9 protein-coding genes and 2 pseudogenes are annotated in these 12,407 nt (G+C 44.0%); 2 read left to right on the forward strand and 9 right to left on the reverse strand.

All coding sequences use genetic code 11. From position 1 onward, the window contains the following. Positions 1-7 precede the first annotated feature (7 nt). The 7 genes and pseudogenes from pstB to sodA all read right to left on the reverse strand — a co-directional run bounded on the left by pstB (position 8) and on the right by sodA (position 8,639). Positions 8-823 (reverse strand): phosphate ABC transporter ATP-binding protein PstB, encoded by an 816-nt coding sequence (gene pstB, locus BDD39_RS09845; RefSeq protein ID WP_166910308.1) that lies wholly within the window; start codon positions 821-823, stop codon positions 8-10. Positions 824-1,054: 231 nt separating this feature from the next. Beyond that, positions 1,055-2,035 (reverse strand): annotated as a pseudogene (locus BDD39_RS09850) (IS1634 family transposase); the annotation flags it as partial. 159 nt (positions 2,036-2,194) lie between these two features. Next, positions 2,195-3,361 (reverse strand): IS256 family transposase, encoded by a 1,167-nt coding sequence (locus BDD39_RS09855; protein WP_166907797.1) that lies wholly within the window; start codon positions 3,359-3,361, stop codon positions 2,195-2,197. 106 nt (positions 3,362-3,467) lie between these two features. After that, positions 3,468-4,154 (reverse strand): annotated as a pseudogene (locus tag BDD39_RS09860) (IS1634 family transposase); the annotation flags it as partial. Positions 4,155-4,356: 202 nt separating this feature from the next. Further along, complete coding sequence (locus BDD39_RS09865; RefSeq protein WP_166910313.1) at positions 4,357-6,492, reverse strand: peptidoglycan D,D-transpeptidase FtsI family protein; 2,136 nt, start codon at positions 6,490-6,492, stop codon at positions 4,357-4,359. A gap of 86 nt (positions 6,493-6,578) precedes the next feature. Continuing rightward, positions 6,579-7,865, reverse strand: coding sequence for an MFS transporter (locus BDD39_RS09870; RefSeq protein ID WP_166910315.1), 1,287 nt, complete (start codon positions 7,863-7,865; stop codon positions 6,579-6,581). A 159-nt stretch (positions 7,866-8,024) separates the two neighbouring features. Beyond that, positions 8,025-8,639 (reverse strand): superoxide dismutase SodA, encoded by a 615-nt coding sequence (gene sodA / locus BDD39_RS09875; RefSeq protein ID WP_166910317.1) that lies wholly within the window; start codon positions 8,637-8,639, stop codon positions 8,025-8,027. 224 nt (positions 8,640-8,863) lie between these two features. On the opposite strand from sodA, the gene BDD39_RS09880 reads away from it, so the two are divergent. Continuing rightward, the gene (locus BDD39_RS09880) at positions 8,864-9,544 is read left to right on the forward strand and encodes a hypothetical protein (protein ID WP_243846020.1); all 681 of its coding nucleotides are present in this window, start codon (positions 8,864-8,866) and stop codon (positions 9,542-9,544) included. Between the two features lie 227 nt (positions 9,545-9,771). Next, on the forward strand, positions 9,772-10,548 hold the full coding sequence (locus tag BDD39_RS09885) for a DUF1189 domain-containing protein (protein WP_166910319.1): 777 nt from the start codon (positions 9,772-9,774) through the stop codon (positions 10,546-10,548). Positions 10,549-10,578: 30 nt separating this feature from the next. Here the strand turns inward: BDD39_RS09885 and pstA are convergent, their stop codons facing one another. Further along, the gene (pstA, locus tag BDD39_RS09890) at positions 10,579-11,496 is read right to left on the reverse strand and encodes a phosphate ABC transporter permease PstA (RefSeq protein WP_166910321.1); all 918 of its coding nucleotides are present in this window, start codon (positions 11,494-11,496) and stop codon (positions 10,579-10,581) included. Position 11,497: 1 nt separating this feature from the next. Then, complete coding sequence (pstC, locus tag BDD39_RS09895) at positions 11,498-12,388, reverse strand: phosphate ABC transporter permease subunit PstC (RefSeq protein ID WP_166910323.1); 891 nt, start codon at positions 12,386-12,388, stop codon at positions 11,498-11,500. Between the last annotated feature and the right edge of the window lie 19 nt (positions 12,389-12,407).

Consider the following 12,407-nt stretch of genomic DNA (forward strand, 5'->3'; position numbering starts at 1 on the left):
TTTATTTTTATCCAAATCTCCCTGAAATATAATCTTCTGTCCGTTTATCTCTTGGATTGGAAAACAATTGGTTCGTATCGCCGTACTCAACCACTTCTCCGTTCAAGAAAAATGCCGTTTTATCAGAAATACGAGCCGCTTGCTGCATATTATGCGTAACAATAATAATGGTGTAATGTTGTTTCAGCTGTTGCAGCAGTTCTTCCACTTTGGCGGTCGAGATTGGATCTAATGCCGAAGTCGGCTCATCCATTAAAATCACGTCCGGCTCCACCGCAAGGCAACGGGCGATGCACAGCCGCTGCTGTTGTCCTCCTGATAGACGATAAGCATGTTCATGCAGCCGATCTTTCACTTCGTCCCAAAGCGCGGCGGCACGCAAGCTTTTTTCAACAATATCATCCAACACGCTTTTTTTGCGAATCCCATGTATGCGCGGACCGTAAGCAACATTATCGTAAATCGATTTTGGAAACGGATTTGGCTTTTGAAAAACCATCCCGACATTTGTACGCAATTGCTCTACGTGATAGGGACGATCAAAAATGTTTCGCCCGCGATAAGTGATTTCGCCGGTAATGCGAACCTGAGGGGATAATTCAATCATGCGGTTTAATGTTTTGATATAAGTAGACTTGCCGCAGCCAGAAGGGCCGATGATCGCCGTAATTTCTTTTTCCGCAAAAGATAAATCGATGTTTTTTAAAGCATGATGGCTGCCATACCAAACATTAAGCTGGCGTGTACGATATACTTCCTCTTTTTTTACACTTTCATGAAGCGGACGTACATCCTCCCGTTCCAGTACCGCTGTAATCGCCATAAAATGTCTCTCCTTTGATTTATGATGAAAAGAAAGGGCACATGCCTTTCTGAAGCGCGTTCTTGTCTATTGCTTTCATTCTTTCTTCAGTATTACTGTATAACTCACATTTCGCACCCTAACAAGGTCAAAACAAAGGATTTTTTATTTAGTTTTTCAGAATAACTTTTTGACCAACACAACGAGCGATGGCAATCCTTTTTTTACCATCGCTGGTCGTTCCGTATCACGTTACACGTAGATGCTCTCATCCATGCCCAATCCCTGCAGAATCCTTCGCTGATCAGGGGTAAGGGAGCGATCCAGTGAGCGTTGGATGCGCCCATCCGGCAGCTTGAACAGGACGACGTTCACATATTGAAACAGCTGAAAAATCGCCTGTCCCGTCGGCCGGGTCAGCTTGCGGCCTCCAGGACCCTTCAACGGGTGTTCTGGAGTAATAAACTGACGCACTCGGCGCTGAAAAACGCGGTAAATAGCCAAGGCCAACAGAAACAAATAGCCTAATACTGCGACCCGTTCTGGTTTTTTGACGTAAATCTCATCCGTGAAAAACGGATCTTTCAAAAAAGCGAAGTTCATTTCCACCGAGATCTGCCCTTTATACAGCTTCAAGATCTCTTGGGCATCCATGGGTTGGCCCTTCCATTCCTTCGGAACGGTCGTGACAAGGACAAACCGGGACGCTTTCCGTCTCGCCTGTTCCCACGCGTCTTGGTCGAATTCGACGTCAAGGTGCAAGAAATACAGCGTCTCCACCTCGGGTTCCGCCCCTTTTTTCGGCCGTCCGCGCCGTTTTTTCAGGCGTACGATCTCTTCGACCGCGGCCTCAACCCGATGAAACCGGGGGCGAAGGGACGCCTTGAGGGACGCCAAGGCTTGTTCGGCATCTTCCCGGCAGGAGAAGGGGTGACGCTCCCAACGGGCTTGTTCCTCGCGAAGAAGCTCCGCTTCTTTGGTTCGTTCTTTTTCAAGCGTCTTTCCTTTTCGCTGGTCGAGCGCGCTCGATTCAACAACGATCAGCCGAACGGGGTGGCCTTCATACGTCGAGGCCGTTTCCCATACCCGGTACGTGGCGCCGTTTCTCTCCGCCAACGTAAAGGGATCGCTCCACGTCGTGTCCTCAGCATCCGCTTCGGCCAGCGCGGTTTTCACGATCCGGAGCGACGAAGGGCCTCTGGTGATCAAAAAGGCGTTGGCCGCTTTGGTTTGGTACCGTCAAGAATTTTGTGTAATATAATGGGGGTAGGGTTTCTCTGAAATGGATTTGGAATGAATAGGGAACTAGTTTCCTCCACACAGGAGACTGAATATTCAGTCTCCTGTGTGGAAAGGGAGAATCCCCCTATTTTGTTTATTTACAGTATTTGGTTAATGATAACGTTCTTCAAACATTCGCTCGAGGGCTTCCTGTGCTTCGGCAAATCCTCGCAACTTTCGCCCTGCCCATTTCTCATTAAAATCTTGAATGGTCAAATATACGATTTTTTCAGCGGCTTCTAAACTATTCAAACTGTTCATCGGCTTTAGACGTTTCCGAATCTCCTTGATCGTTCGTTCAATGGCATTCGTCGTGTAAATCACACTTCGAATACTGCTTGGATAATCCATAAATGTAAGGAGGACATCCAACTCATTGGCCCAAGATTGAACTTCTCTCGGATACTTGCTTGACCATTTCGACTCAAACTGTTGAAACATCTGTAACGCCATCTCCTTATTCGGCGCGCGATAAATCAGCCTGAGATCCTCGGCCACTTCAAATTGGTCTTTTTTCCGAACACGATGGAGCGTGTTACGGACTTTGTGAACGACACAACGCTGCACATCGGCTTTCGGATAAACCGCCTTAAAGGCTTCCTCCAACCCTGGTAGTCCATCGAATATGCCCAGAAGCACTTCCTTGGCGCCTCTTTGGTAGAGGTGTTGAAGAATTTCCTGCCATACATAGGCGCTTTCTTGTCCTCCCACAAAGAAATCAAGAATTTCGCGATATCCTTCTTCGTTCACCCCTAACACCACATAAATGACTTCTTTCTCCACGGTTTCGCGACGAAGTTTTACGTATAAACCATCCAAATATAAGACGGAATAACGCTTGTGCAGTGGACGAGTGTGCCATTTCTCGATGTCTTCCTTCACGACATCGGTAATACGGCTGATCGTCGCAGGAGAATAGGTGCTTCCTAGAATTCGTTCGATAAACTTGCCAATTTCCCGTGTACTCATGCCACTTTGGTACATCCTAATGATTGCTTCCTCCAGCCAGCCGGTGTGCCGTTGGTAAGGGGCAAACAACTGTGTTTGAAATTCTCCGTTTCGGTCTCTAGGGACCAAAAGACCTTCAATCCGGCCATATTGCGTATCTAGATTTCGTTGATAGTAGCCGTTTCTCATATTTGATGTTCCGGCCTGTTCTATTTCGAGGAAATTCTTGATTTCTTCCCGCATGATCAGTTCTAATTTTTCCTTTACAAACTGACGAATGACACTTTCCAGTTGATTTGCCCAGTCGACATTCGGTATACTTTTAGACATAGGTAGGGTTCTCCTTTCTCTGGAATGTTTGGGTTCAATCAGAGAATACCCTACCTTTTTTATTTTGATCTAGTAAAATGCTTTACACAAAATTTTATACATCATCTTTGGTTTGCGCCAGGGTCTCTTTCGTCATCGCGGCGGAATCGGCCACGTAAATCCATTCGTCTTCGATTTTGGCCTGCTTCAGCTGTTCATGGACACGAGACAGCACCTCGGGATTCCATGTTTTATCGGGCAGGTTGCCATCGTGCACATCGCCGTAAAACGGGATGCCGTCCTCGTTGCCGACCAGTCCGAAACCGATCTGTTTTTGCCAACGATGATGGCGGTTGTAGCCATGTGTGATTTGTAAGGCCTCTAACGAGGCCGATTCATACGCGCCGTAAACGGTCTTGTCCGTCGTATCGGCGTGGAAGGCTCGGAGGGAAAGGCCTTCTTTTCGATAAATATGAATCAAGCAAGTGCTGATGACGTTGTGAATGCCAGCCTCATACAGGCGATCGAGATGACGGGCCAACGCATCGTCGTTCAACCAGGAAGGATGGAGATCGGGACGGATGAGTTTCTCACAATCGACCTCCTGAGCCCAATGTTCCAAGTGAACAAGGGCTTGCCGGCCGTCAAACACATTGTAGAGGATGGCCTGAACGGCATCGCTGACTCGCGTTTGGCACTGCGGATCGACGGGCACGAGATGGTCAATCAATTGAGGCAGACCCAGTTTCTTGAATAGGGCACTTATTATATTCAAATAAGAATTGCGATAGACCTTTTTGACTTGAACGTTCATAAGTGAAAAACTCCTTTACGTTCCTTGTGTGTCAAGGATTCATTCGACATCGGAACGAAAAAATCCTCCCGATTTTCGTCGAGAGGGTGCGAAATGTGAGGTATAATACTTTTTTTAACGGAATGTTAATTCTATGTTAAACTTTAATAAATAATAGAGAAGGCGCCAAAAAAGGCGCCTTTGCTACGTGCTTCATATATCGTTATTGATTTTGTCCGCTACTTGCTGTTGCATTTTGAGCCTGATCGGTGACATGTCCTCTTGCTCGCTCCGCTTTCAGCTCAAAATACGCGTCTAAGATTCGTCTGCCGATTCTGTTGTTAATGCCGTCGCTCTCTCCTTGCGTCGCCCAAGGGACGACAACGGCAAACGCCACTTCCGGATCGTTGTACGGCGCGTATCCAACCAGTGTTAAGTTATAAGTTGGCTTATTGCGCATGCTTTTGATCGGACCGTCATAGAACGCTTGGGCGGTACCTGTCTTTCCTGCTGGTTTATAAGGCGCATTGGCGAAATACGCATACGCGGTTCCTTTCGGCATCTGCATCACCCGGCGGAATCCTTCCTGCACCCGTTTAATATATTCTGTCTTCATATCGATCCGGTTCAATACAACCGGTTCAAAGCTTTGGACAATCGGTCCGAGTTCTTTATTATTATCGCTTGGAGTGCGAATTTCCTTGACAATTTGCGGCTTCATCCGATAGCCGCCGTTGGCAATTGTTGATACATATTGCGCCATTTGCATCGGGGTGTACATATCGTATTGGCCTATGGCTAGGTCTAGCAATTTCCCGGCGGTACCCGTTTCTGTTCCCTGAAAGCCGCTAAGCTCGTTTGGCAAATCAATTCCCGTCTTCACTCCCAGCCCAAATTCGCTAAAATACTTGCGAATGGTCGTGAACGCTTCGGGATTAATGCTTAATGACCGGTGTGGGCGATACTTCCCGCCACCGATGGCGATCGCCGTTTTAAACATATATACGTTCGAGGAACGCTGCAGCGCAGTCAACTCATTGATCGTCCCCATCGTCTGCCACGATTTTTTAGGTGGCGTGCCTTTGATATATAATGGTTCGTCAACGATGTAAGTATTCGGATGCAATACTCCTGTTTGAAAGCCCGTCAGGACCATCGCTCCCTTTACGGCCGATCCCATGGCATAAGCTGAGGTGAGGTTGCCAATAGCAAAATCAACAAATTTTGTTTTTCCATTTTCATCTCTTGTGAGCAGTTTTCCAGCCATCGATAAAACTTCTCCCGTTTTCGGGTTCATCATCACCACAAACGCCCGGTCAAGCAGCGGGGATCTTCCCTTGCGCTTTGTTGCCATGATTTCTTGTTCGATAATTTTTTCTACCCGCTGTTGAAGATCCATATCAATCGTTAAAATGAGGTCCTTTCCACGCTCTCCGTCATATATTTTCTCTATCGAAGTAACATTGCCGGACTGATCGACCACATTTTTGATTTTTGCTTTTTTGCCGTGCAGCACATCCTCATATTGCGCCTCCAAATAACTTTTTCCTACACGGTCGTTGCGGCTGTAATCACGTGCTAAAAAATAATCGAGCAGTTCGCGCGGAATCCCTTCACCATCTTTCGTCACATTGCCAAGCACAGAACGAAACGTATTTCCATATACATAACGGCGCTCCCAGTCGACGGTCGTATTTACACCCGGCAATTCCTCTAAATGCTCGCTCACCACCGCATATTCTTTGTCCGTTACACCATCGTTTTTCACTATCTGCGGCGTTAGCGCATAGCCGCTATCCATTTGATGTTTAATCGCGATAACTTCCAATTCCTTCTTGGAAATTTCAGCCAAGTCAGCTGGCGTAATGCGCTTTAATGTCAGCTCATATATTTTTTTGTCGATTTCCTTCTGCGATAGCCCCTGCTTTTCGAGTTTTTTCCGCTCTTCTTTGCTTACTTTTTTTTCTGCTTTGTCTTTTCGTGTTAAAATCCAATAGTCTTTCATATCGCGTTCGGTCACTTTATCAATCATCGATTTATCGACAACGATATATTGCGCCAGCTTCTGCGCCACTTTCAACGTATCTTCCGGCGTCGTTGTTTTTGAATGCGTATAGGTAATCGCTTTTTTCGGAATATTATCTACAATAACGTGATGAAAGCGATCGTAAATTTTCCCGCGCGGCACCGGCGTACTGACCACCTCATCTGCCGTACGCTCGGCCTCTTTCCGATAATCCTCACCATAAACAATTTGTACGACACCGAGTCGTAAAATAAGGGCCGAAAATAGTAAAAATACAACAAAAAAAAGAATATTTAAACGAAACGGCACTTGTGCTCGTTTTTTCTTTTTCAACCCGCTCCCTCCTTTTCTTCGTTCATTTCTTTATTGTAAAAGAAAGAGGCCAACTTTTCTAGAAAAAAACACGGAAAAGGGGCTGCCTATGCAGGAGAGCCCCCTTCTTCGTTTGCCAACTTCGTCTGAATAAACGAACGTCCTTCTTCGTATGTCTCACCATCATGAAAATGAATATGCCGTATAAATAAGTAAATGACGGAATGCCCGGCGCCAACTATTAACATTAATATTGGAATTCCAATTTTTTCTTCTAAAAAAGTAATCGCCGCTAAAAAAGCGAGAATGGATACGATACGGCCGCCATTTAAGAACAGCTCCCGAACGACAATATACTCGATTCGCATTTCCGCCGATCTCCAGCTTCTACCTATTACATCAAACGTTAATGAAGAATATGGGACAAGCAATAACGGATAAGCAATGGCGATGGTGATCGCATACATAATAAGACGCGGATACGTAACATGAAAAGCGATAAGGAAAATAGCGCCATAAAGCAGCAGGCCGCCGCATAAAATCGCTTTTTTTCGATATTCCCGCTTCATTAGCCTGGAGACGAAATAATAAGCAATAAATGAAGTAAGCGAGTTCACCAAGCCAAATTTTCCTAACGCCAGCTCGCTTTTGGAAGTAATATATACCAATACGGAAATGACAAAAACAAACGTTCCTTCGCGCAGTCCTTGAAAAAAATGAGCGTTCGTAATTAACCGCCAGTTTTTATTATAACTCCTCTCCTTTAAAATGCGAAGAAACAAATAGTTTCCATCCGCAGGACGCCGGTGCAGAAAAAAGCTTAATATGACAGCAACGATAAACAGGCCAAGGGAAATCGAAAAGATGAGCGTATATCCTCCCGTGTCGGCCAAGGAAGAAATAATATAACCGGCAACGATTGGTCCAATCATTCCGGCCATCGAAGTGAGAATACCGAAAAAACCATTAAAAAAATCACGCGTTTCCGGTTCGGTAATTTCAAATGTTAATACGTTAAAGGCAAGCCAGTAAAATCCATACCCGATCCCTAAAAGGGCGCCCAGCAAAATCAAGTAATGATGAGCACGATTGCCGACAAGCAAAACGGTAATAAAAAAAATTGCCAAGAACGATACGCCTAACCTTAAGACAATAACGCGATCCATCTTTTTCGCTAATTTTCCCGCTAAAATAAAGGTCAGCGGCTGCAATGTGACAACGGATAAGTTGTATAACGCCAAATCACGAAATTCCCCAGACTGTTTCCATAAGTACACATTCACAAACGTATTGGACAGAGAAACACCTAATGCATAAAACCCGCCAACGCACAACAGCAACACTAAATCTCGGCTAATTTGTTCTTGACCAGTAATTTTTTTGATGAATGCCATAGTAAACTCCCCTTTTTCGTCTAAAGGGTAGTGTTTCAATTTTTCACTGTTCTATGCATCGGTGATCGAGAAAGGAAAAAATCACTATCCTTTGCGAAACAAAAAAGACTGGGCTAAAAGCTTCCTCCGCTTTTAGCCCAGTCTTCTCATAGCAGTTAATTATTTTGCTTTTGCTTCGCTGTAGCGTCTTGCTACTTCATCCCAGTTGACAATGTTCCAGAATGCCGCAATGTATTCCGGACGGCGGTTTTGATATTTTAAATAATATGCATGCTCCCAAACGTCTAAACCAAGAATTGGAGTTTTTCCTTCCATTAATGGAGAATCTTGGTTTGGCGTGCTTGTTACTTCAAGTTCGCCGTTATTGACAACAAGCCAAGCCCAACCAGAACCAAAGCGGCCTGCCGCTGCTTTTGTAAATTCTTCTTTAAACGCCGCAAAGCTGCCAAATTTTTTGTTAATAGCATCTGCTAATTCGCCTGTTGGCTCGCCGCCGCCATTTGGAGAAAGGATTGTCCAGAATAAAGAGTGGTTCGCATGCCCACCGCCATTATTGCGCACTGCTGTGCGAATGCTTTCTGGAAGTGCTTCCAAATTGCTAAGCAATTCTTCAAGCGATTTATTTTGTAAATCCGCATGTCCTTCTAAAGCAGCATTCAAGTTTGTGACATAAGTGTTATGGTGTTTTGTGTGGTGAATGTTCATTGTTTCTTTGTCAATGTGTGGTTCTAAGGCATCATAAGCATAAGGTAATTGCGGTAATTCAAAAGCCATACTAACTCCTCCTTTTTTATTTTTATGTACCCGAACGCAAATTAGCATAACCACTATGCGTTCGTTTAAAACTAGCTTACCAAAATTGCCACAATGTTTCAATTTATTTGCTTATAACCCTCATTGCTTAACACACTTTATACATTATCTTAACAAAATATTAAAAATAATCCGTTACATTGGGGGATGATCAGATTTCATATGGACGAAGGAGCGTATAAAAAATGAAGCGACATAAGCGGACCTGGCCGAAGTTATTTTCACTCCCATCCAAGATAAATACCGTGCGTTTTACACCGTTTTCTTTGATCAGCAGCTGGAACTTACAGACCATCTTAGTATTTGTCATTATTTTTATTACGTGCATCTCTTCCTCGACGATTGCGTATATCGGTTATGAAAAAAACACGCAAGTTGTCATCCGCTCCATCGAACAACAAATGCAACTGTCAACCGAGGTAATGATTGAAAAAATCTCAATGTTAAAATCTTCAACCACCAATGAGGAATTTTATAAAAAGCTATCCTACGTACTAACGCTGAATCAGCGTAAGTTTAATTCCCTCGGCTTGCAGCCGATGCAATTTGTCATTACAAAAGAAAAAGGAGTTGAAAAGTTAGGGGATTTTTCAAGCCCATTGCCATCTTTACCTCGTTCAGTCATCGAGCAAATAGAAAAACAGAAGCATGGAATCCTCCATTTTCAAGGATTGACTTTATCATTTGCACCTTCTGTTGATTTAAACAATCAAATATATGTTTTAGCTCTCCAAAAAGAAGACTATTTGCAGTCTGTTTTGGAATATAGACGGATTAGTATTCAAGTTTCGTTGCTCACCATATTGCTCACTAGCTTTATTGTGCTTCCATCGCTCAACAAATCGCTGGAAACATGGAACATGTAGCGGCCGTTACTCAGCAGCAAAGCGCTTCAATGAATGAGGTTTTACATGCTTCCCAATCATTAACCCAACTCGTCGATCAATTAAATGGACTTCTACAAACATTTAAAGTATGACCTATTTGTCCTAGGAACCAAAACGTTCCTAGGAAATTTTTTATTGCCTGGGTCTTTAGTTGAATTATAAACGCGCACAATATACAATGGAGAATTAGGAAGGATGTGTCAAGGATGAATGTGTTTGTGCAACTATGGAAAAGTTTATACTCGCCAAAAGATATTGCTCGCTTTCGCTTTCAAGGAATCGGGAAAACAATCGGCTATGTATTTTTATTAACGTTTCTTTCCGTCTTGCCGATGACCTATTACTTAACGACTTCTTTTATTGATGGGATCCGCAACACAAACGCTCTTTTGGAAAATGACCTTCCGCCGTTCACGATCGAAAACGGACAATTGCATTCCTCTGCCAACAAACCGATTCATATTGATCAACACGGTTTTACCATCATTTTTGACAGCACTGGCCAAGTCGCACCAGTGGATGTAGAACGCTTTAACAACGCAATCGGTCTTTTAAAGCATGAGGCGGTATTCGTCGCCAATCACCAAGTGCAGTATTATAATTATTCTGCCTTTCCGGATATGAAAATCACCAATAAAGATGTGCGCTCCTTTATCGCAACGATACAGTCGCTATTGCCTGTCTTCATCCCGCTGTTATTTCTCATGATTTATTTATTTGCGAGCGCAAGTAAATTGATTGGCATTTGTATTCTCGCCTTCTTTGGATTAATTTTGCGCGGCGTGCTCGAGAAAAAATTACAATACCGCCATACTTGGATTATGTCGGCGTACTCCGTCACTTTATCAACGGTATTCTTTACGATCATGGAAGCACTGCAAACCGCGGTGCCGTATCCCCCGTTTATTCATTGGTTCGTCTCGATTGTCGTGCTTTTTTTAGCGATCAAAGAAGTCCCGTCGGCGAATCCGCAAAACGAATAAAGCCACTATCGTTGCCGATAGTGGCTCTTTTTATGCAACGTTACTCATCTTCTTTTTTGTTGTTCGTCGGCTCCCTGAAAAATAGCGTTGCAATGCAACAGATGCAAAACGAGCGATAATATTAAACAAAAGAACAATAATAACTAATACAGCTGCAGATTTCGCCGCGATTATTTTTGCATCCGGTACAATTCCCTCTGAATTTAATTTCCAAATGTGCACGGTTAACGTTTCTGCCGGTCGAAAAACATTTAATGGGTGTGCCTGGCTCGATAAATCGGCAGCAAAGTTCAATATCGGCGTCGTTAATCCTGCCGTATAAATTAACGCAGCCGCTTCGCCAAAAATTCTCCCTGCCGCCAAAATAATACCTGTGATGATTTGCGGCAAAGCGGCGGGAACAATGACTTTCATTAATGTCTGCCACCGTGTCGCTCCCAACCCGAGACTAGCTTCCTTTATGTTCGCAGGAACATCTAAAATCGCATTCTCACATATACGTGTCAAACCTGGCAAGTTTAAGATGGTAATCGCCAACGCACCGCCAATTAACGTGTAGCCCCATCCTGTCAGCGTCACAAACGCCAATAATCCAAACAATCCAACGACAATCGATGGGAGAGACGCCATCGTTTCGATGCACAATCGAATAAAGTTAAGCATTCTTCCTTGTTTGGCGTATTCCGCCAAATATATTCCCGCTCCTAATCCCAATGGCACAGAAATCAATAACGTAATGACAAGCATATACAGGGAGTTAATAAGCTGCGGACCTACTCCTCCTCCTGCCTGCGTGTTGCTCGGTTTTCCAAACAGAAAATCAGGTTGCCAAAATCCCCATCCTTTGGCGAAAATCACTATCAAAAATAAAAGAAGCAAACTAATAACAAATGCGGCTACGACATAAAAGACACTTGTCCATACTTTATCGACCACTCTCGATTTCATCTCATCGTTCCCCTTTTTGTCCGATCATTCGTATAAGCACAATGAAGAAAAAGGAAATAAACAACAAAACCATTGCCAACGTCCACAACGCATTGTTCCAAGCAGTACCGTTTATTGTATTAGCCATATCCATCGTTAAAATCCCTGTTAGTGTCGCTGTTGGACTATATAATCCTGAAGGAAGTTTTACCGTGTTTCCGATTACCATTTGAACAGCTAACGCTTCGCCAAACGCTCTCGCTAACCCAAGGACGATACCAGTTAAAATTCCTGTTCGTGCAGCAGGAACGATCACCCGGCTAATCGCCTGCCATCTCGTTGAACCAAGCCCGTATGACGCTTCTAAGTAAGAATCCGGAACACCGCTAAGCGCATCTGACGCGATGCTTGTGATAGTCGGTAAAATCATCACGCTTAATACGAGAATTCCAGCGAGTAAACTAAATCCTACACCGCCGAACCATTCACGGAGAAGCGGAATAAGAATCGTAACGCCTAACCATCCGTAAACGACGGACGGAATGCCGACAAGCAGCTCCAAAACAGGTTTTAACACGGACGAACCAAATTTTGGAGAAATAAAATGCATAAAAATGGCAAGAGCGATCGCAATCGGCGTGCTTAACAACACAGCGCCGATGGATACGAGCGTTGACCCGACGATAAAAATAACCGCGCCATATTTCGGGTGCGAATCACCTGGCCTCCATTCTGTTGAAAACAGCATATCCTTTAAAGAAATTCCGCTTTCTGTAAATGACTGGATTCCTTTGCCGCAAATAAACGCAATAATAGAAAGAGTAATAATAACGATCAGCAGGCCGCAAAAAGTTACTAGAATCCTGCCGATATATTCGCTTTTCCAATAATTGAGCTTTCTTTTTTCGTTCATTCTTCCATCACCTCATAAA

Source organism: Saccharococcus thermophilus (assembly GCF_011761475.1).
GTDB lineage: Bacteria > Bacillota > Bacilli > Bacillales > Anoxybacillaceae > Saccharococcus > Saccharococcus thermophilus.